Source organism: Paenibacillus marchantiophytorum (assembly GCF_014640555.1).
GTDB classification, from domain to species: Bacteria; Bacillota; Bacilli; order Paenibacillales; family NBRC-103111; genus Paenibacillus_E; species Paenibacillus_E marchantiophytorum.
On sequence record NZ_BMHE01000004.1, the window covers coordinates 173,518 to 195,677 of the forward strand.

Annotated in this window: 11 protein-coding genes; 1 reads left to right on the forward strand and 10 read right to left on the reverse strand. The window is 47.2% G+C overall.

What is annotated here, in order from left to right:
- Window positions 1-141: 141 nt before the first annotated feature.
- The 10 genes from IEY34_RS06320 to IEY34_RS06365 form a co-directional block, all read right to left on the reverse strand.
- Window positions 142-6,174 carry an S-layer homology domain-containing protein gene (locus IEY34_RS06320; protein WP_189009219.1) on the reverse strand — a complete coding sequence of 2,011 codons (6,033 nt, stop codon included), beginning with the start codon at window positions 6,172-6,174 and terminating at the stop codon, window positions 142-144.
- Window positions 6,175-6,463: 289 nt separating this feature from the next.
- Window positions 6,464-11,512 carry a cadherin-like beta sandwich domain-containing protein gene (locus IEY34_RS06325; protein WP_189009222.1) on the reverse strand — a complete coding sequence of 1,683 codons (5,049 nt, stop codon included), beginning with the start codon at window positions 11,510-11,512 and terminating at the stop codon, window positions 6,464-6,466.
- A gap of 558 nt (window positions 11,513-12,070) precedes the next feature.
- Window positions 12,071-12,745 carry an MgtC/SapB family protein gene (locus tag IEY34_RS06330; protein WP_189009581.1) on the reverse strand — a complete coding sequence of 225 codons (675 nt, stop codon included), beginning with the start codon at window positions 12,743-12,745 and terminating at the stop codon, window positions 12,071-12,073.
- A gap of 51 nt (window positions 12,746-12,796) precedes the next feature.
- The gene (ald, locus tag IEY34_RS06335; RefSeq protein WP_189009225.1) at window positions 12,797-13,930 is read right to left on the reverse strand and encodes an alanine dehydrogenase; all 1,134 of its coding nucleotides are present in this window, start codon (window positions 13,928-13,930) and stop codon (window positions 12,797-12,799) included.
- Between the two features lie 19 nt (window positions 13,931-13,949).
- Window positions 13,950-15,065 (reverse strand): 2-aminoethylphosphonate--pyruvate transaminase, encoded by a 1,116-nt coding sequence (gene phnW, locus IEY34_RS06340; protein WP_189009584.1) that lies wholly within the window; start codon window positions 15,063-15,065, stop codon window positions 13,950-13,952.
- 27 nt (window positions 15,066-15,092) lie between these two features.
- Entirely contained in the window at window positions 15,093-15,908 is an 816-nt protein-coding gene (gene phnX / locus IEY34_RS06345) for a phosphonoacetaldehyde hydrolase (RefSeq protein WP_189009228.1), read from the reverse strand.
- 34 nt (window positions 15,909-15,942) lie between these two features.
- The gene (locus IEY34_RS06350) at window positions 15,943-16,728 is read right to left on the reverse strand and encodes a DeoR/GlpR family DNA-binding transcription regulator (RefSeq protein WP_189009231.1); all 786 of its coding nucleotides are present in this window, start codon (window positions 16,726-16,728) and stop codon (window positions 15,943-15,945) included.
- A 27-nt stretch (window positions 16,729-16,755) separates the two neighbouring features.
- Window positions 16,756-18,480, reverse strand: a complete 1,725-nt coding sequence (locus IEY34_RS06355; RefSeq protein WP_189009234.1) for a putative 2-aminoethylphosphonate ABC transporter permease subunit — start codon at window positions 18,478-18,480, stop codon at window positions 16,756-16,758.
- Window positions 18,480-19,517 (reverse strand): putative 2-aminoethylphosphonate ABC transporter ATP-binding protein, encoded by a 1,038-nt coding sequence (locus IEY34_RS06360; RefSeq protein WP_189009237.1) that lies wholly within the window; start codon window positions 19,515-19,517, stop codon window positions 18,480-18,482. Before IEY34_RS06360 ends, IEY34_RS06355 begins: the two co-directional genes overlap by 1 nt.
- Window positions 19,518-19,604: 87 nt before the next feature.
- Complete coding sequence (locus IEY34_RS06365; protein ID WP_189009240.1) at window positions 19,605-20,702, reverse strand: putative 2-aminoethylphosphonate ABC transporter substrate-binding protein; 1,098 nt, start codon at window positions 20,700-20,702, stop codon at window positions 19,605-19,607.
- A gap of 521 nt (window positions 20,703-21,223) precedes the next feature.
- On the opposite strand from IEY34_RS06365, the gene IEY34_RS06370 reads away from it, so the two are divergent.
- Window positions 21,224-22,159 (forward strand): permease, encoded by a 936-nt coding sequence (locus tag IEY34_RS06370; RefSeq protein ID WP_189009243.1) that lies wholly within the window; start codon window positions 21,224-21,226, stop codon window positions 22,157-22,159.
- The last annotated feature ends 1 nt before the right edge of the window (window position 22,160 follow it).

Here is a 22,160-nt window from a genome sequence, read left to right on the forward strand (position 1 = left end):
TAGAGGCTTACAGTTCCCCTACGCGAACACAAAGGGTTATTTGGGGTAAAATAGCGTACAGACGTTCCCTTATCCGCTCGAGGTTACAAAAAAATATCGCCAACCTCCTGATTATATAGGTGGTTGGCGATATTGGTATGTCTATTTCAGCAGGTTGTAGATCGCTTGCGCTGCTTCCGCACGAGTTGTATGTTCATCCGGTACGAATAGCCCTTCTTGACGCCCGGAGAGCAGCTTCGCTTGCAGCGCGCTGTTCACGAAAGGCAGAGCCCAATCGCTGATCTCGGATGCATCCGAACTTGCTTCTGAGGATGTCTCAAGTTTCGATCCTGTCCGGTGCTCATAAGCGCGTACAAGCATAACAGCCATCTCTTCTCTAGTAATGCTGCGATTCGGTTCGAAAGCTCGCTGCTCATTGCCAGAAATAATTCCCGCTTTATAGGCGGCAGCCACTTCCTTCGCATACCAGTCCTTCTCTGTCACATCACCGAACGGAGACGTATCAGCAGATGAAAGACCTAACGTCCGGGTGAGCAAAGCTGCGAACTCAGCGCGGGATATGTCTTTGCCAGGCGCGAAGGTCGCATCCACCGCCCCATTCACGATATGCTGGGCGGACAGCTCTCGAATTGTCGAGAATGCCCAGTGCTGGTTGGTCACGTCATTGTACGTTTTCTCCAAAGAAAGCACGGCATATTGGCTAAGTCGATCAATACCGACTTCGATTGCCGTATTTCCGCTAACACGCTTTCCACCCAAGTAGACAAGACTTCCGTCTTCCTTAATCTCGTAGATACCCGCCAGCTTAGAATCCATTCCCGCAGGAATCGGGAACGTCATCGTGACAGGCTTCGCAAGCTTAGCCAAGGCAAACTGTTTGCCGTCAGCATCGGTCGCGAAGATCGAGAGATCAACCATCTGTCCGCCAAGTTTATAGATACCACCTTCCTTGCGGCTTGCTTCTTTCAGTGTCCGCTCTGCTTGGGCTGCTTCAACCGCTTCGATGCTTACGGTAATCTCAGCCTTGTCGTCAGGTGCAGGCAGCAGATTGCTTGCGGATTTCAACAGTTCACCGGGAACGGTCAATTTGACATTCTCATCCTGAACTTGCAGTGAGCGTCCGTTAAGCTGCTTGGCCTGCTCCACCGGAATAATCAGGCGATTCTTTCCTTCCGGTAGTTCGACGGATACCGTTGACTGACCGTCCTTCATGTCTTCGTTCTTGATAACTACTGCGTCTTTCGGCAGCTCCGGTTTATTCGGCGTTGTCGATGGTCCCGATTGATCAGGACCTGGATCTGAACCTGGATCTGGATCTGAATTTGACAATCGTTTTACCGTAATGTCATATCGCTTGAACGTGCTGTCCTGCGCCGTAACTGTAACGGTCACCAGGTTGCTGCCGACAACCATATTCTCGCCGCCACTCACTACTACCGTGGCAAAAGGACTTGCCACCATGTAGGTGACAGTGGTCACCGTTGTTTCATATGGTACCGACAACGCATAGTCGAGCTTGTCCGGAGCGAAACCGTCCGCTGTCGTTCCGTTCACGCGCAAATCAAGCAAATAAGCGTCAGACGACAGCGCTTGCGCTTGTCTGCTTACCGCAATACGGTAAACCTTCATTGTACCGTCTTGCGCCGCAACCGTTACGGTTACCGGGTTGCTGCCGACAACCATATTCTCGCCGCCATTCACCGCTACCGTTGCAGCAGGACTTGCCGCCGTGTAGGTGACTGTGCTCACCGTTGTTTCATACGGCACCGACAACGCGTAGTCGAGCTTGTCAGGAGCGAAACCGTTCAGTGTCGTTCCGTTCACGCGCAAATCAAGCAAAGAAGCGTCAGACGACAGCGCTTGTGCTTGTCTGGTTACCGCAATACGGTAAACCTTCATTGTGCCGTCTTGCGCCGCAACCGTTACGGTCATCGGGTTGCTGCCGACAACCATATTCTCGCCGCCATTCACTACTACCGTGGCAAAAGGACTTGCCTCCGTGTAGGTGACTGTGCTCACCGTTGTTTCATACGGCACCAACAACGCGTAGTCGAGCTTGTCAGGAGCGAAACCGTTCAGTGTCGTTCCGTTCACGCGCAAATCAAGCAAAGAAGCGTCAGACGACAGCGCTTGTGCTTGTCTGGTTACCGCAATACGGTAAACCTTCATTGTACCGTCTTGCGCCGCAACCGTTACGGTTACCGGGTTGCTGCCGACAACCAAATTCTCTCCGCCACTCACTACTACCGTGGCAGAAGGACTTGCCGCCATGTAGGTGACAGTGGTCACCGTTGTTTCATACGGCACTGGCAAAGCATAGTCGAACTTATCCGGCGCAAAGCCACTGAGAGAAACGCCACCAACTTTCAAATCTTTTAAACTCGCATCATTCTCCGTAATCTTTTCACCGGTAAAATCAATTTCGCTCATGCTGGTAAATGTCAAGGAAGTATCAGTGTTGTACGTACTGGTAACGACGAATTTCACATACCTGCCCTGCACAGGCTTGTCCAAAGAAAGATAATCCTTGTAAACCGTACCCGTCCAGGTTTGTCCGAACGTTCCAGTAACCTTGTTAGCCGTATTCCCCAGGAAGGCAGTATCCTTCAAGTCATTCAGGTTATCCGAAGCGTACAGTTCAAACGTTTTCGGGAATCCCAAATCAGCTTGTCTAGTACGGCTCTTTCTCTGAATACCATTGATCTTATTCGTCTTCTTCATATCGATAATGACCCAATGCGGGAATGGCGCAGCAGGGGTTTCCCATCTGGAATGCCAAATGGAGGCTTCAGAACCGTCGAGAATGTTGCTCGCGTTGTTATTTCCCAAGTCGACGGAACTGAAAGAATCGATTGAGAAATCGGTTTTCGGCATGAATGTGTAAACTATGTTGTTCTGGGCAGCTTTCAAGGCCGAATTCAAATCCATATAAGCCTGATCAATCACTGCGGCTTCGGAACCGGAAGCTATAGCTCTTGCGGCAGCAAGCTTCGTCATCAGTTCACTTTTCATTTGAACAGGAATAGATAATCCCGGAGCTCCTGCAAGATGAGCAATGAAATTCTCCGCTTCCTGAATTGTTGCGGTCAACTGATCGAAGGTGGCATTAAACTTAGTACCGGTAAAATCGATTTCACTCATGCTGGTAAACTTCGCCCCGTTGGTATTATACGTTGACGTAACGACGAATTTCACATAACGACCATTCAAGGTTTTGCCAAGTGAAGCATAATCCGAATAAACATTACCTGTCCATGTCGTGCCGAATGTGCCGGTAACCTTGTTGGCCGGGTTGGCCAAGTAAGCAGAGTTCTTCAAGTCGGCCAAATTGTCCGAGGCGTATAATTCAAACGTTTTAGGGAATCCCATATCGCCTTGGCTGAGACGGCTCTTTCTGTTAATTCCATTGATACTATGCGTGCTCTTCATATCAATGATGACCCAATGAGGGAAATCAGGCACGGGCGACTGCCATTTGGAATGCCAAATGGATGATAACGAATCGTCGAGAATGTTGCTCGCAAAAGCACCCTCATTGTCTGCGTAAGAACTGAATGAATCGATAGAAAAATTCTTTTTCGTGATGAATGTGTAGTTGAGTTTAGCTTGGGCCGTTTGGAGCGCCCACATCAGATCGATATAAACCTGATCAATCACAGCTGCTTCAGATCCTGAAATCACGGCTTTTGCGGCAGCAAGCTTAGCTGTCAATTCCGTTTGCACTTGTGCTGGGAGAGATGCACCAGTTATTCCTGCAACATGCGCAGCGAATTGCTCTGCTTCCTGAATTTTGGATGTCAACTGACTGAAGTTGTACAAATTGGCCGACTGATACGAGTCGGAGAGCGCTTTGGCTTCCGTCGCGGACAGGGCGCGTTTCCATATTTTCAGATCGTCCAGCGTAACGGTCGCACCGCCATTGCTTTTATTGCCATCTGCACCGAGAATGATGTGGAAATTGGTATCCAAGCTGGATGTTCCCAATGTGGAAATGTCGCCCGTGGCTTGCTTAATACCGTCAACATACGTTGATGCTGTATGACTTGCCCTGTTTACCGATATCGTAAAATAGTGCCAGTCTTTTCCTACGCTTGCAGCTGTAGTATCGACACGATTTCCGACCCCATTAGCCAAATTAAGGGTCATGTTGTTCGAAATCGCAGGGCCAATGTACCAGCCTAGATTCCCGCCTGAATTCCAATTTTTGTTGGAAAGGACTGTTTGATCTCCTGCCAAATCACCCTTATGCCAGAATGAGACCGTGAAGTCGCCATTTCCGAACTTCAAGTCCGATCTATCACCAAGATCGACATAATTGGCATTGCCTGATGCAATGCTGACAGCTTGTCCAGATTTGCCCGTCACGTAGGAGACCGTACCAACCTGAGAAGCCAAGCCGCTTGCGCCCGCAGCATCCTCATTCAGATTGTCTTCGAATTTCATATCCGATACGAGCTGATTCCACATCGTAGTTGGGTCAATCGGCGTCGGCGCCGGCGGTGCAACTTGAGAAGCATAGAGTATTTGCACCGGAGCGCTTGAGTTGCCAGTAGCATCCGTTGCCTTTACGGATATCAGATAAGACTTTGCCGGATTGAGATCCTTCATAGGAATATTCATGTTATTCGGGATCGGTGTGAAGTAAAAATCCGACAAAACATTATACGTCTTTTCTACTTGAGCCGTTCTATAGTCATACACTGTGGCTTCGTAATGATGCATGGAGTCATCGTCCTTGGCTTGCTTGAACGAGAGCACGGGCACGTTATCCGCTCTCTTTTCTACTTTCATATCCAGGTTCGTCGGGAACACCGGCGCTACTTTGTTGCGGTTTTGCGGCTTGTACGTAAAATTGCTTTTGATTTCTTCGTTAGTGTTGCCTTTTAATTTCACGACCCACTTCTTACCCGCTAATGCGCCGGCACTGTTGAAAGCCGGGACATTAGAACCTTTACCCCATTGATACTCAATACGCTCGATCTCTATACGATCCTGATACACCTCTATGACTGGGGATTGAGTCCCTGAGAATAAAGCTGTCTCATTCAGTTCTCCTTCTTTCGTGACCATGGAATACCCGTATTCCGTCTCCAAATACGACATAGATCCGACATTGATCACGGTGAAGTCCTTCTGGAATATCGAGCGCTCATCATTAATGTTCAAGTGAGAGTGACCCGATAATACAACAACTTGCGGAAAATCCTTCAGATCCGTATTCAGGTTCTCATTGGAAGCCTGCTGCCCATCCATGACCGTTCCGGCAACCGGATGGTGCAAAGTAAGGAAGATCGGCTTATTGCGATTTGCCGGATCAGCAGTTATCGCAGCGAGCCGTCCCTTCAGCCAGTTTCTTTGTGTCGTGTCTCCGTTGTAGTTGTTCGCGTTCACGAATAAGAAGGAATACCCTTTGATTATCTTCTCGTAATAACCGTTCGATTGGCTCGTGAACCAATCCGCCGGATAACCTTTTTGCACATCAGAGACGCGTGCGTCATGGTTGCCGATCGCAATCTGCATTTGCATACCGCTCCAGCCTTTTCTTTCCATCTGTGTTTTTAAAATATCGTAAACGAACGAATGATGTTGACCCGTGTTAAAGTTATTATCATTAATCATATCACCGGCAAAAACGATGGCATCCGGATTAGGCAGGACAGAACCGAGAACATCAAAATTACTCACCCATCTGGCTCGATTATTGGCATCATCCTCAGCTGTACCCGGCGCCATATGGACGTCACCCATCGCAGCGAATTTCAACAGTGGCTTTTCGGTAGTCTTAATGATATAGCCGTAAGTCCCGGCTGTACTCCAGTCGTCATCTTTCATAGCAATTACCGAAACGTTCGCCGATGCCGTGAGAACGATCGGTGTTCCATTATATTTGAGGCTGGTTTCGTCAGGCAATGTACCGTCCAGCGTATAATAGATGTCTGCCCCTGGAGTCGTGGTGGTAAGCTCAACGTTGATGGATTGCTCATAGCGGCCTCCTGGGATGGAAGGCACAGGCTTATCGACAGTGACGGCGGCCACGGCAGCCGGGATAAAACCTGCTCCCGCTGAATAAACAACAAAGCAAGCGATGGTGCAGGCCATAAATACGGATATGAATTTCTTGGCATTCAACACGAGAAGTCCTCCCTGTAAATAGATTTTTTCAAAAAAGCTCATATTACTTTGGAAGCCCCCTGTTAAGGGAACTACAGCCCGCTATATTAGGTAAATGTGCAGTTTCTAGGAACGAAGCGGAACTACAGGGTCTTATTCAGGGTAAATACGAGTCTTTTCACGAATATTGGCGTAATAGAGGCTTACAGTTCCCCTTCGCGAACGAAAACGGCTATTTTGGTTAAAATAGCGTACTGACGTTCCCTTATCCTATGAAGTTACAAAAAAAGATCGCCCTCCATCCCTGATCGTATTTTGGTTAGCGATTAGGTGGTTGGCGATCTTCTTATGTCTATTTCAGCAGGTTGTAGATCGCTTGTGCAGCTTCCGCACGGGTTGTATGTTCATCCGGTACGAACAGCCCTTCTTGGCGGCCGGAGAGCAGCCTCGCTTTCAGCGCGCTGTTCACAAAAGGCAGGGCCCAATCACTGATCTCGGATGCATCCGAACTTGCTTCTGAGGATGGCTTGAGTTTGGCGCCTGTCCGGTGCTCATAAGCGCGGACGAGCATAACAGCCATCTCTTCTCTGGTGATGCTGCGATTCGGTTCAAAAGCTTGCTGCTCATTGCCAGAAATAATGCCGGCTTTATAGGCGGCAGCTACTTCCTTCGCATACCAGTCTTTCGCTGTCACATCACCGAACGGAGACGTATCAGCAGATGAAAGACCTAGCGTCCGGGCGAGCAAAGCTGCGAACTCGGCGCGGGATATGTCTTTGCCAGGCGCAAAGGTTGCGTCCGTTGCCCCGTTAACGATATGCTGGGCTGACAGCTCTCGAATTGTCGCGAATGCCCAGTGCTTATCCGTCACGTCATTGTAATTCTTCTCCAAAGAAAGCACGGCGTATTGGCTAAGTCGATCAGTCCCGACTTCGATAGCGGTATTTCCATTAACACGCTTTCCGCCCAGGTAGACAAGGCTTCCGTCTTTCTTAATCTCGTAGATGCCAGCCAGTTTCGGATTCATTCCCGCTGGAATTGGGAACGTCATCGTGACAGGTTTCTCAAGCTTATCCAGGGCAAACTGTTTGCCCTCAGCGTTGGTCGCGAAGATCGAGAGATCAACCATTTGTCCGCCCAACTTGTAATTCGCGTTGTCTTTGCGGCTTGCTTCCTGTAGAGTCCGCTCTGCTTGCGCTGCTGCAACCGGTTCGATTTTCACGGTAACCTCAGCCTTGTCATCAGGTGTCGGCAGCAGGCTGCTTGCGGATTTCAAAAGTTCACCAGGAACGGTCAGTTTGACGTTCGGAGCCTGAACTTGCAAAGGGCGTCCTTCAAGCTGTTCAGCCTGCTCAACCCCAATAATCAGGCGATTCTTCCCTTCCGGTAATTCGACAGATACGGAGGACTGACCGTCCTTCAAGTCATCGTCCTTGATAGTTACTGCATCTTCTGGCAACTTCGGTTTATCCGGCGTTGTCGATGGCCCTGAAGATTCGGATGGTCCCGGATCTAAATTTGAACTTGACGAACGATTTACCGTAATGCCATATTCATTGATCGTACCATTCTGTGCCGTCACCTTAACGGTAATCACATTGGAGCCAACATTTAAGCTGCTGCTCCCTGTGACAGCGGCCTTAGCTGCAGTATGATAAACCGAATAAGTCACAGTGGCCACAGTTGTGCTGTAAGGAACATCCATGGAGTAGTTCAGCTTGTCCGGTGCAAAGCCGCTCACTGTCACTCCATTCACCTGCAGATCCCGCAGCGTTGCGTTGGACGATGCCGATTGAGGTTGTCTGGTTACTACTAGCGTATACGTACTTTGGCGGGTACCATCTTGCGACGTCACCTTAACGGTGACTGGATTATCGCCGACGATCAAATTCTGGCCGCCACTCACCGCTAAGGTTGAAGCAGAATTCGCTTTCGTATAGGTCACATTTGTAACCGTCGTCTCATAGGGTACCAACATCGCATAGTCGAACTTATCCCCTGCGAATCCACTCACCGCCGTTCCGTTCACGCTCAGATCGATTAAAGAACTGTCGGACGATAGCGGTTGAGGTTGTCTGGTTACTACGATGGTATAAGCCTTCACTGTACTGTCTTGCGACGTCACTTTAACAGTGACTGTATTATCACCGACAACCAAATTCTTGCCGCCACTCACCGCTACGGTTGCAGCAGGGTCCGCTTTCGAATATGTCACGGTTGCCACAGTCGTCTCGTACGGCACCGATATCGCATACCCGAGCTTATCCGGCTCGAAGCCGCTGATCGCAGCGCCATTGACTTTCAATTCGGTTAAAGCTGCATCCCCGCTTAAAGCCTTTTCACCAGTAAAATCAATTTCGCTCATACTGGTATAGATTGCGGCCTGATCATAGGTTCCAGTCACGACAAATTTCACATACCGGCCCTGCAGTGTTTTATCCAAAGAAACATAATCCTTATAAACCGTGCCTGCCCAGGTCTTGCCAAACGTGCCGACAGCCTTGTTAGCCGCATTATCTAGGAAAGCAGGATTCTTCAAATCATCCAGATTATCCGAGGCGTACAATTCAAACGTTTTAGGGAATGCCATATACGATTGATTGGTACGGCTCTTTCTCTGAACACCATTGATCTTATTCGTATTCTTCATATCAATAATGACCCAGTGCGGGAAAGGATCAGCCGGTGCCTCATAGTTGGAATGCCAAATCGTCGTCTCTTGCCCGTCCAGGATGTTTTTCGCTTCATCATTGTCATTTTCGGCATATGAACTGTAAGATTGCAGGGAGAAATTTGTTTTGGGTAAGAATGTATATACGACAGCACCCTGCGCTGCTTTTAACGCCCAAATCAAATCCAGATAAGCCTGATCGATTACCGTTGCACCAGAACCCGATGTCAAAGATTTGGCTGCAACAATTTGAGACGTTAGCTCATTTTGCACCTGTACAGGAAGAGATAGTCCTGTTGTACCCGCAATTTGCGCTGCGAATTGCTCAGCTTCTTGAAGTTTTGACGTCAATTGATTGAAATTGTATATATTCTCTGTCGTCTCTTCTTTATAAGAATCGGATAGCGCTTTGGCTTCCGTAGCAGTCAGAGCACGCTTCCAGATTTTCAAATCATCCAGCGTAACTTCTGCTCCTCCATTTCCCTTATTGCCATCTGCTCCGAGAATAATGTTAAAAGAAGTATCCAGACTGGCTGTGCCTAATGCAGAAATGTCCTTGGTTGCCTTCACAACACCGTCCACATACGTTGAGGCTGTCTTGTTGATCCTGTCTACCGATAACGTGAAGTAGTGCCACTCTACTCCCACATTTTGAGCTGAAAAATCAATACGATTTCCTCCAGCCGCCATGTTAAGGCTCATGTAGTTCGTAGTAGCAGGTCCGACATACCAGCCTAGATTCCCACCCGAATTCCAGTTTTTATTGGCGAGAACCGTCTGATCCCCGGCCAAATCGCCCATATGCCAGAACGAGATCGTGAAGCTACCATTTCCGAACTTCAAGTCGTCTCGCACGCCAAGGTCCACATAATTGGCATTGCCAGCTGCAATTTTGACGGCTTGACCAGATTTACCTGAGACGAAAGTGACATCACCGCTTTGGGCAGCCTTACCGGTTACCCCGCTAGCTTCCTCATTCAGATTGCCATCGAATTTCATATTAGACACGAGCTGATTCCACATCGTATTTGGGTCAATCGGTGTCAATCCCGGCGCCGTGCCTCCGGTCCGGTAGGTAGATTGCACAGGAGTGCTTTTGTTGCCATAAACATCCACCGCTGTCACGTTGACCACATAGGAGGTTGCCGGCTCCAAGTCGGCCATCGGAATATTCATTTTATTCGGAATCGGCGAAAAATAATAATCCGACAACACGTTGAATGATTTCACTGTTTCAGCCGTTCTCTGGTTCAACAGCTTGATTTCATAGTGATGCATGGACTGATCGTCTTTGGCTTGTCGGAAAGAAAGCACCGGTACGTTATTCACTCCCGGCAGCACTTTGATCTCGGGGTTCGCCGGGAATTGAGGCGCTGTTTTGTTGCGGTTGCTTGTTGTGTACGTGAAGTTGCTTTTAATTTCCGCATTGGAATTGCCTCGCAGCTTCACAACCCATTTCTTTCCTGCTAATGCGCCGGCACTGGAGTACGGAGGCGGGGTGCCCGCTCCTTCTCTTCCTATTCCTTGCCAATTACCTCCATTAATGATGGAGCCTGGATCACCGTTATACTCCACTCGCTCAATCTCTATGCGATCCTGGTATACCTCAATAAATTCCGATTGATTAACAGGAAATTGGTCACGACCAGCCATTAGACCTTCATGTGTGACAGCAGCATACCCACCCTCTGTCTCCACATAAGACATGGACCCCAAATTAATCGCTGTAAAGTCTTTCTGGTAAATGGAACGGTCATCGTTAATATTCAAATGCGAGTGACCGGACAAGACGATAACTTGCGGAAAATTTTGCAAATCTGTATACAAGTTCGAATTGGTAGATTGCTGTCCGTCCATGACAGTAGCAGTAACCGGATGATGCAAAGTAATAAAGATCGGCTTGTTTAGGTTTGCCGGATCGCTCATCAACGCTGCGAGTCTCCCCTTCAACCAATTCCGTTGATTCGTGTCACCATTGTAGCTGTTCCCGTTCAAGAAGAAAAAGGAATAGTCCTTGATTGTCTTCTCATAATAACCGTTCGACTGACTCGTGAACCATTCATCCGGATATCCAGCTTTGACATCCGCTACGCTAGCGTCATGATTGCCGATGGCGATCTGTACAGGCATACTCCCCCAACCTTTTCTTGCCATTTGCTCCTGTAAAACTTCATGAACAAATGTATGATCCGGTCCTTTGCCATCGTTATTATCATTGATTAAATCGCCTCCGATAACAATGGCATCCGGCTTGAAAATGGAAGACATCACATCAAAGTTGCTGGTGTACCGTGCTTTCGTACTAAGTTTATCCGCTGGTGTGTTCGTTCCGATATGAAGATCAGACATCGCTGCAAATTTCAGCAGCGGTTGTTCGGATGTTTTAATGATGTAACCGTACGTCCTTGCAGTACTCCAAACACCGTCTTTCAAGGCAATAGCCGAGATGTTCGTCGATTCCGTGAGAGCAATCGGCGTCCCGTTAAATTTGAGGCTGGATTCGTCAGGCAAAGTACCGTCGAGCGTGTAATAGATGTCTGCACCTTGCGTCGTGGAGGTAAGGGTAACATTTACTGTTTGCTCATAGCGGCCTGCCGGCACTGAGGGCACTGGCTTATCTACCGTGACGGTTGCCGATGCGACCGGGATTAAACTTATCCCGCCTGAATAAACCACAGAACAAGCGATGGTGCATACCATTAATGCGGATACGAATTTTTTGGCATTCAATATGTAAGTCCTCCTTCTGATCATTTATAATGAAAAAACATTTAAAACCACTTTTTTTAATTGTTTTTGTTTATGTTTAGTTTTATTTTATTGCTTATTTGTTTGCGGAAAATTAATTTCATATGGTGATTTTGTAAATATATCGAACTGAAAGGACATTCCAAGGTGTGAGTGTTTATAGTTGCTTACTCCTTGGTTGCCACTGTTAAAGGAAGTACAGGCCACTATTTTAGCCAAATGTGCATTTTCTGGGAACGAAGCGGAACTACAGGGTCTTATTTCAGATAAATATGGGTCTTTCTGCGAATATTGGCGAAATAGAGGCTTACAGTTCCCCTTCGCGAACAAAAAGGGCTATTCGGGATAAAATAGCGTACTGACGTTCCCTTATCTGCGCGAGGATACAAAAAAAATCGCCAACCTCCGTAATGGTACAGGTGGTTGGCGATCTTTCAATATTTATTTCAGCAGATTGTAAATCGCTTGCGCTGCTTCCGCACGGTTTGTATGTTCATCCGGCACGTATCTTCTGAGGATAGCTCGAGTTTGACAATTCAATTACCTGCTCTCAATTTCCACAAAAGAAACATGTTCAACTGATTTCAACAAGGAATAAACGTCCGTCGCCTGCACTTTCTCATACGTTAGCAACTTCAATTCCAGCTGATTGGAGCTTCCTTCCACATCTTTCACTTTAACGCGCTCGACCTGCATGTTTAATTCTTTCAACTTTTGAAAAATCACATTGGGATCCTGGCTTTCATGAAAAACAATTCTTACTTCCAAATATCTTTGTTTGAGTGAACGGGGACCGATTAACTTAATAAGGACGGGGAACAAATTAACGGACAGAATAATGAAGATAACGGCTACAAAGGCCTGGAGATAGTACCCGGCTCCCGTTGCTATGCCCAGCGCAGAGGCTGACCATACCATCGAAGCTGTGGTCAACCCGGAAATTTCATCATTGCTTTTTCTTAAAATAACGCCTGCACCCAAGAATCCGACGCCGCTCACAATTTGTGCAGCGAGCCGCATCGGATCCATATTGGTGTGGCCAGGAATGGAAAACTTGCTTACTGACTCGATGGAGACCAACGTAATCAAACAACTTGCAACAGCAATGACCATGTTGGTCTTCATGCCTACAGGCTTATGCTTCAGCTGTCGGTCAATGCCAATCAGCATGCCAAGAAATAGAGCTATAGCTAGTTTGATAATAAAGTGAGACATCAACACGGCACTTCCCCCACTTTTCTCGTTTCTGGCAGCATACGAGGTTTTCTATACGGATATAGGCAGATCTTTGAGAACGCTATCGATCTCAACATAGGGATACCCCTGCGCTTCAGCAACTGCTTTATACGTAATTTTGCCCTCAATTGTGTTGAAACCTTTGGCCAAATCTTTATGCTGCAATCCGGCTTCACGATAGCCTTTATTCGCAATCTGCAAGCCATAGCCTATCGTGACGTTCGTTAATGCGACTGTGGATGTCTGGGCAACCGCTCCAGGCATATTGGCAACTGCATAATGCACAACGCCGTGCTTCACGTATGTCGGGTTGCTATGTGTTGTAATCCGGTCGATGGTTTCAATCGATCCGCCTTGATCAATGGCTACATCCACGATAACGGAACCAGGTTTCATCGTTTTCACGACAGCTTCTGTCACGAGCCGCGGCGCGCGGCTGCCTGGAATCAGTACCGCACCGATCAGCAGGTCCGCTTTCTTAACAGCCTCTGCAATATTGCTGCCATGCGACATTAATGTGCGCAGACGACCCTGAAATTGATCATCCAGCTGGCGCAGCCGCTCCGCATTCACATCAAGCAGCGTCACGCTTGCGCCCAAGCCAATGGCCATTTTGGCCGCTTGCGTCCCCACCACACCGCCGCCAATAATCACAACTTCAGCTGGTGCTACGCCAGGAACACCGCCTAGAAGAATTCCTTTTCCTCCTTTGGACTTCTCAAGGAATTGGGCGCCGATTTGAATCGACATCCGGCCCGCGACTTCACTCATCGGCGTCAGCAGCGGCAGCGATCCATTGCTTAATTGAATGGTTTCATAGGCGATGGCTATCACTTTCTTATCCGTTAACGCTCGGGTCAACTCGGATTCTGCCGCAAGATGCAAGTAAGTGAATAGAATTAATCCTTCCCGAAAATACACGTACTCGTCTTCAAGCGGTTCTTTTACTTTAAGAACCATCTCCGCCGACCAAGCATCCGCTGCGAAGGGCACTATTTTGGCGCCTGCTTCAATATAATCTTCGTTTGCAAAGCCGCTCCCCCAACCAGCGCCGGCCTCAATCCAAACCTCATGCCCATGCTGTCTAAAAGAAGCAACGCCCGCAGGTGTAATCCCCACTCGATTCTCATTGTTTTTAATTTCTTTCGGTACGCCAATAATCATGCTCATTCATCTCCCTTGGTTATGTCCAAAATTTTTCTTGCTGTATCGCATCCACTAGACGAATCATATCGTCTACCTGTACTTCCCCGATGTTGCCGATCCGGAACGTATTCGCATTCGTAATTTTCCCCGGATAAATAACAAAGCCTCTGCGCTTCAATTTCTCATATAAAGTCTGGAACTGGAAAGCTTCGCTTTCGGGATATAAGAAGGATGTGATGATTGGCGACTGCAGCTGCTCGGGCAGCAGCGTTTCGAAACCGAGCAGTTTCATTCCTTTGACGAGCGCTCGCTGGCTAGTTTTGTATCGATTGTATCTGGCGACAATGCCACCTTCATCTGCTAGTTCTTTCAGAGCTTCGTAGAAAGCACGGACGACGTGAGTCGGAGAGGTGAACCGCCATTTGCCGTTGTAATGTTCCATTTTGTCCCATTGATCGTACAAATCGAGAGAATGCGAACGGGCCCAGCCTGCGCACTTTTCCAATTCATCGATCTTGGCGATAACGAAGCCGAATCCAGGCACTCCTTGAATGCACTTGTTCGCGCTGCTGATCAGGAAATCAATTTGCAGATCCGCCATATCCATCGGAATTCCGCCAAAGGAGCTCATGGCATCTACAATATAGGTTTTGTTATATTTTTTTGCTATGCGGCCTACGGCTTCAATCGGGTTTAACATGCCTGTCGTCGTTTCGCAATGAACAACAGCTACGTGCGTAATATCCGCATCTTCTTGCAGCAAGGATTCCAATTGATTCAAATCCGGAGGAGCAACCTCTCCGTTATCCAAGAGGACGAGCGGAATATTCAGCATTTTGGCCATATGTGCCATCCGCTGGCCATATGCGCCATTAGCCATAACAAGGATTTTGCCATGCTGCGGAATAACGCTTCCGATGACAGCTTCCACGCAAAATGAGCCGCTGCCTTGCATCAGAACGGAGGAATAAAACGAAGCCTCTTTGGTTGCTAGTCGAACAAGTCTGGTCCGAATATCCTGGACAATTCGATTATAGTCATCATCCCATGTACACCAGTCTTTCAGCATAGCCGCCTTTACCCTTTTACTAGTGGAAAGCGGTCCTGGCGTCAGAAGTAAATATGGGTTGTCTTCGATCAGCTCAATATTCATCGTGATACTCTCCTTCGCTTTGTTCATCTATTGGTCGCCTCCAGCCATACGCACGTTAATGTCATCAATGACATGCACAAGATCGCCGATCGTCGGGATCACGTAATGAGCTCCGGCTTCAAAGAAACGTTTCTCAACGACAGCCATTTTCGCTTCCAATTCTTCAGCCGGCAGCGTGTTCACTTCCTCCTCGGTAAGGCCGAGCTCGCTTCCGCCTTTCACGACGCCAACACTCCATGCCCCGGCATTGACACCTTCCTGTATATCGCTGATCGTATCGCCGACTTTGACAATCGCCTTAAACGGATAAACCCCTAAATTCATGGCATTTAGGTAACACATCCAGGGATGTGGTCTCCCCGCCCTCACTTCAGAAGGAGTCACCAAGGAATCCGGCTCATATCCTTTCAATTTGGCTTCTCGACTCACAATATCCATCATTTCCCTTGTATATCCGGTTGTTGAGCCTATTTTCAGCCCTCTGGCCCGCAGCTCCTTCATCAAATCCAGAGCACCAGGAATCGGGTCCGTGTACTGGGGTAAAATTTCAAAAAGCAGCGGCTCGAAATCGGCATACAAGTCATCCACATCGGCATCTGTCGGCAGAGCCCCGAATTGCTCCTTCCATAACTGCGCAATTCGCGGTATGCCGCATAACGTTTGGATATGATCCCACTTCAATAATCCCATCGGGCCCCGCGCTTCTTCTGCGGTAATGGCAATGCCCCGCTTCTCAAAGATTCGGAGAAACACTTCGAGCGGCGCGAAACACCCGAAATCAACCATCGTACCTGCCCAATCAAAAATAACGGCTTGAATTTGACCTTCAACTTTTTTCGCCATCCTAACCATCCCTCTCACAGTCCATAAATTATTGTTATTCCGATGCGATCCACTCTACACTTACGCGATCTAACTCAGCTTTCCATTCTTCCGGTGCTGGAACTCCACTGACAATGACATCGATTTCTTTCAAATCGGACATTTTATAAAATTGCACCATACCAATTTTGGAATGGTCGGCAACCACAACGCTCATTTTGGCATGCTCCATCATCTTCCTCACTAATTGACCGCGCTCTTCATCAAACGATGTGATCCCTTTGTCGATCATTATCCCATCGATGGAGATAAACGCTTTGTCTGCATAGAAATGTTCCACCAGTTTCTCGGCCAATGAGCCGACAACTCTGGATTGCAGCGAGCTTACTTTGCCTCCGATGAAAAATATTTCTCCCGAGTAGAGATCTCTATTTTTATAATCAATGAGCGAAAAGAGCGCAGGAATGGAGTTGGTCAAAATCGTGAGATCTTGCTTATGCAGCAGATGCTCGATCATCTGCAGGGTCGTCGAGCCGTCATCAATGAAAATCACTTCATTGTCCTCGACGAGCAAGGCAGCCGCCTGGCCAATTTTACGCTTTTCGTCCACATGCAGGACTTCCCTGTTCAAATGGGAAGGTTCTTCACGGGAACGACTAATTTTCACCGCGCCGCCGTAGACCCGCTTTAACTGGTTAGTCTCCTCAAGATCCTCCAAATACCTGCGTACAGTCTCGGACGAAACTTGGAACACATCCACCAGCTCATGGGTAATCACTTTGCCTTCCGAATTGATCTGATTAAGAATATACTCCTTACGCGATTCACCGATTAATGACATGAACGGTAACCCCCTTGCAGGCAACGACTATTGGCGAACTTGCCATGCATCTGTTTTCCTTCTTACCTTCTTCGAAAGGATCGTGTAAAGCAGTCTCACGATAATATTCGTAATTACGATGAGCACCGCCATAGCAGCGGCGGCTGCAACATCACCTGCATCCTCCATACTGACCAGGGCAACGGCAGCTAGATTCAAATCCGCAGACCGTAGAAACACGACGGCCGAAACGGTAACCATTGCGTTGACAAAGAAGTACATGGCAATTTCAATGATGGCTGGCAAACACATCGGAACCGTTACTTTCAGCAGTGTTCGGTAGAACGGTACGCGCATCGATTCAGAAACGAGTTCGAATTCTTTATCCAGTTTCTTGAGCGCCGTCGTCGCTGTGATGAAAGGCACGCCATAGAAGTGAGTGATATTGGCCAGCACAAGGATGATCATCGTTCCGTAAACCCAATTCAAGGGATTGTTCGGATTATTAAAGAAGAAAATGTAAGCCAAACCTATTACCATACCAGGCAGGGCAAGCGGCAGCACGGACAGGAAATAGCCAATCTGCCTAAGTCCGTTCAAATGACGCGATTTCTCGATCAAATAAGCGAATAAGAAAGTAATGAACGTTCCGACTATTGCGGTAAGGAACGATACCTTTAAACTAGTCCAGAACGGGTCAAGTCCGGAACCTGCTACATGGGAGAAATCATAATGTTTGAAACTAAAACTTAAATTATAGGGCCAAACTTTGATCAATGAAGCACAAACAATGGTAATTAATGGAATAAGTATCGCAATTGAAATAAACAACCCAAAGATTTGGTAGAATCTATCACGCAATTTTCCAGCAGCAATCCGGTAAGGAGTCGACTTGGAAGAAAGCATAGAACGCTGTTTGCGCTCCACCATTCGATCCACCACAAAGGCGATAATAGCCGGAATCGTTAGCAAAATACCAACGGTGGCGCCCATCGACATATTTTGCTGTCCGATGACTTGCTTATAAATATCTGTCGCCAATACGTTGAATTTGCCCCCGATTGCTTGCGGCGCCCCGAAATCTGTAAAGCAGGCTGTGAAGCAAACGAAAATCGCGCTTATAAGTCCATATTTGATCGATGGCAAGGTCACGGTCAGAAACATTTTCGTCTTGCTCGCGCCTAATGTTTCTGCAGCTTCATACAACCGTTGGTCCGTGATGGACAATGCCGTAATGAAAATAAGGAATGCTTGAGGAAACAAGTAGATGACCTCGGAAATAACGATGCCTACAGGACCATAAATCGGAATGCTGATACCGCTTGGCAATAATCCGAAAAAGCCCTTTGTCACGATTCCTTGATTGCCAAAAAGATACGTTAAAGCGATTCCATGCATCATGGTTGGCTCAAAAAGCGGCAGCATCGCAACATAATGCAAGTAAGCTTTGCCGCGAATGGTCGTTCGGCTAATTCCATATGCATACAGGAAGGCTAGGGTGACGGCAATTGCGGTGGAAAGCAGAGAAACCCATATCGTATTCCATAAGGACTGCGCCAAGGATGGCGTCGTGAAGTATTTGATGAAATTATGAATTCCGATGAATTCCGCATTCGAATTGAAAAAGGCTTTGCTGAATAATAAACAGAGTGGCACTAGTGTCGTTGTGGACAACGTAATGACAAGTGCAACGATAAGAATATTTTGCAGATTGATGAGTTCTCCCCAGTTTCGGCGAACAGGCGGTGTCCATCCAGAAGATTGCTTCTCCATCACGCAGTCACTCCGGCATCTGGCGTAAATGAAATCACTCTCTCTTGCGGAAACTCAACAGAAACTTCGGCAAACTTCATTAAGTTCAGTTTGTGCGCATGCTGTGAGGATACATCCACCGAGAGCAGTTGATTTCCGAGCAAATCTCTTAAATCACGGATTGGCTGCAATTGCAATCTATAGAACGGACCTCTGAACTCCATATGCTTGACGACAGCTTGAAAGCCTGAACCTGGAGAAGATATACGAATATGTTCGGGCCTGACAGCGAAACTAGTGCGGGGAATATTCCCTTTCGGGGGCCCATAGGTCAAGAAATTAATGGAACCGATGAAATCAGCCACAAAAGGTGATTCCGGTTGATCATACACTTGCTGAGGGGTACCGACCTGCATAATTTCAGCATTATTCATAACGACAATTCGATCTGCCATAGTCAAAGCTTCTTCTTGATCATGGGTAACCATAATCGTTGTAATGCCTAGTTTCTTCTGCAAATTACATATTTCTTCTCGCAGCTTGGTCCGAACTTTGGCATCTAATGCAGATAGCGGTTCATCAAGCAGGAGAAAATCCGGCGATAGGACGCAAGCTCTAGCAAGTGCAACTCGCTGCTGTTGTCCGCCCGAAAGCTGAGCAGGATAGCGGTCTTTCAAATGCAGCAGATCAACCAGTGACAGCGCCTCGCTTACTTTATCGCTGATCTCCTTCTTCGATAGATTTCTTCCTTGCAGTCCGTAGGCCACATTCTGATGAGCTGTTAAATTCGGAAATAAGGCGTAGGATTGAAAGACCATCCCGAAGTTTCGTTTGGATGGCGGCAGAGCCGTAATATCCTTGCCCCCAACCGTGACTCGCCCGCGCGTCGTTTTTTCGAGACCAGCGATAATACGCAGCAATGTTGTTTTACCGCAGCCGCTTGGACCCAGCAAGCAAATAAATTCATTTTTTTGAATATCGATGTTTATGTCTCTGAGTGCTGTAAAGGAGTCGAATGTTTTGTTCACACCTTGAATGGATAAATAGGCTTCTGACATATGCTGCCTCCTTGAACTTAGAATGAGAAGGAAGCGGCCGCTAACCGCGATGGGGCCAGAAATCAGCCGCTCCCTTAACTCGCTTGACTATTTTTTCGGCTCGCTCTTCGTGTTGTAACGTTTATCCCATTCAGCCAAAATACTTTCACGATTTTTTGCTGCTTCATTTAAATCGTTTTTGATCAATTGTTTGATCGGGTCCACCTTGTAACCTTCCGGAAGTTTGGAAGCGTCTGTTTTGACAGCCAAGATCGCATAGTTTTTGTTGTACTCCAGCATGGCTTCGTCCGTAATGGCCCAATCCAGGAACTTCTGTGACACTTGTTTCATTGTTTTCTTCTTGATGAGTGCATTGGCTTCTACGTCCCACCCAGAACCTTCTTTGGGGAATACGACTTCAACGGGGGAACCATTCTTTTTCTCTTGTAATCCCCGATATCCGAAGGAAATGCCGATAGGATACTCACCTGTGCCAGCCAATTTAGCCGGTTTCGATCCGGAGTGAACATACATGCCGATATTATCGTGAAGTTTGTTCATATAGTCCCAAGCTTTATCTTTGCCTTCCAATTGGAGTAATCCAGATACGGTCAGGAAGCCTGTCCCCGAGGAAGACGGGTTCGGCATTGTAATGAGCCCTTTATATTCCGGTTTAATTAAATCCGCATAAGTTTCAGGAATAGGCAATTTACGTTTAGCCATCTCTGTTTTGTTAACGATGAATGCTGTTTCCCAAGCATCAATGCCTACCCAATGCGCCGGTACATTTTTATCTTTAAATTCAGGAAGTATACGATCTACGCCCTGCGGAGCGTAGGGCTCCAATTGATTGTTCTGATCAAGCACCAGCAGGCTTGTTGCCGCTACCCCCCAAACAACGTCTGCTTGCGGATTGTCTTTCTCGGCCAGCAGCTTGGCTGTGATGACACCTGTCGAATCTCGGACAATGTTAAGTTTGATGTCCGGATACTTCGCTTTGTAACTAATCAGATAGTTCTTGATAATATCGTCTTCCAGTGCCGTATACACGGTCAATTCCTTGCTGGTTGTATCCAAACTCACAGTTCCTGCTGGACTTGCGGCAACTCCGGATGGTGTCTCTTTAATGGTTGCAGTTTTGCCGCATGCCGTTAATAAAGATACCGCTGTTACGATGACGATCAGACTTCCAGTTAATTTTTTCATTGTTCTGATTCCTCTCCTGGTTAGAATCTGTTCATTCCGATACTTCACACACGCTTCTCTCTAGTTTCATTTAGTACTCTCTGGGTGCTAATTGCTGTTTCCACTGATCGACCTTCGACCAAAGATCCCCCCCGCATCGTTTTAGCACAAGAACAAACATAAAAACAACCTGTTTTATTCATAAATAATTGCTTTTAGTTTCTTTTGGTTGTTTTATACTCAAATTATATGTTGTGTTTGGTTGTGTGTCAATGATATTAATGTCATGAATCATGACATAATTTGTGTTTGGCCAAAAATTCCTCATTTATTATAGAAAATTCAGAATTTTTCTCTTCTCTATTGTTATATAAGTTTACATAGACTTTACAATTCAAATTTAATTTCAATGTTTTTTACAATTTCTTAATGAATAGTTGTTGTTGAACTAACATTTCAATGATAATATCAAACCAAACACACAACAAACAAACAAAAGACACTAACACAGATTGTTACTTTTTGCAAAGGAGGGCGGCTTCATGAGTTTTCTAAGCGACTTTCGCACCATGGTCATCGGTATTTTACTGGAGTCGTTTCCTTTTATTCTGCTTGGCGTCATCATTTCCGCCCTGCTGCAAACCTTCATAAGCGATCAGGCACTACAGCGATGGATACCGAAGAAAACAATTCCCGGCATCCTTTTCGGCTGTTTGCTGGGCATCATCTTCCCGCTTTGCGAATGTGGAATCATTCCCGTGGTGCACCGGCTGATCCGCAAAGGCATGCCGCCTTATATCGGCCTTGTATTTATGATGGCCGGGCCGGTCATCAATCCGGTTGTGTTTACGTCCACGTTCGTGGCGTTTCGGGCTCAGCCTCAGATGGCTGTCTCCCGCATGGCGCTGGCTTTCGCTGCAGCGGCTCTTATCGGGGTGTGGGCGGCTCGAGGTGTCCGTGATTCTGCGCTTCGCAATCCGGTGAATAATGGTCATGAGCCTGTCGCTTCAGGTAAAAAAAGCGTCAAGCGTCCGCTTTCCAACAAAGCGCCGAAAGCATCTTGGACAAAGAAATGGCATGAAATGCTGGAACATGCCGCCATTGAAATGTTTGATGTAGGCAAATTTCTAGTCTTAGGCGCTACCGTAACAGCATTGCTTCAAACAATGGTCAACAAGAAATGGCTGCTCACATTAAGCGATGGAGATTGGGCTCCGCATTTGTTTATGATGGGACTCGCCTATGTCCTTTCCATTTGTTCCACCGCAGATGCGTTCGTTGGCGCTACGTTCATTCCCGATTTCAGCTTGGGCTCCGTACTCGCTTTTCTCGTGTTTGGCGCCATGCTGGATATCAAAAGCACATTGATGCTGCTCAAAGTGTTCCGACTCAAAACCGTTTTGACAGTTATGCTCATTTCAGCCGTTGTCGTTCTTCTGGGATCGGTCGCATTCGATCGGCTGTATACGTACTTATAAA

Excerpts from the sequence above, each read along its gene's own strand:
- IEY34_RS06330 (WP_189009581.1), bottom strand. The coding sequence starts at position 12,745 with ATGTCTCACTTTATTATCAAACTAGCTATAGCTCTATTTCTTGGCATG.
- IEY34_RS06355 (WP_189009234.1), bottom strand. The coding sequence starts at position 18,480 with ATGGAGAAGCAATCTTCTGGATGGACACCGCCTGTTCGCCGAAACTGG.
- IEY34_RS06370 (WP_189009243.1), top strand. The coding sequence starts at position 21,224 with ATGAGTTTTCTAAGCGACTTTCGCACCATGGTCATCGGTATTTTACTG.
- IEY34_RS06320 (WP_189009219.1), bottom strand. The coding sequence starts at position 6,174 with ATGAGCTTTTTTGAAAAAATCTATTTACAGGGAGGACTTCTCGTGTTG.
- phnX (WP_189009228.1), bottom strand. The coding sequence starts at position 15,908 with ATGGCGAAAAAAGTTGAAGGTCAAATTCAAGCCGTTATTTTTGATTGG.
- IEY34_RS06360 (WP_189009237.1), bottom strand. The coding sequence starts at position 19,517 with ATGTCAGAAGCCTATTTATCCATTCAAGGTGTGAACAAAACATTCGAC.
- IEY34_RS06350 (WP_189009231.1), bottom strand. The coding sequence starts at position 16,728 with ATGTCATTAATCGGTGAATCGCGTAAGGAGTATATTCTTAATCAGATC.
- ald (WP_189009225.1), bottom strand. The coding sequence starts at position 13,930 with ATGATTATTGGCGTACCGAAAGAAATTAAAAACAATGAGAATCGAGTG.
- phnW (WP_189009584.1), bottom strand. The coding sequence starts at position 15,065 with ATGAATATTGAGCTGATCGAAGACAACCCATATTTACTTCTGACGCCA.
- IEY34_RS06365 (WP_189009240.1), bottom strand. The coding sequence starts at position 20,702 with ATGAAAAAATTAACTGGAAGTCTGATCGTCATCGTAACAGCGGTATCT.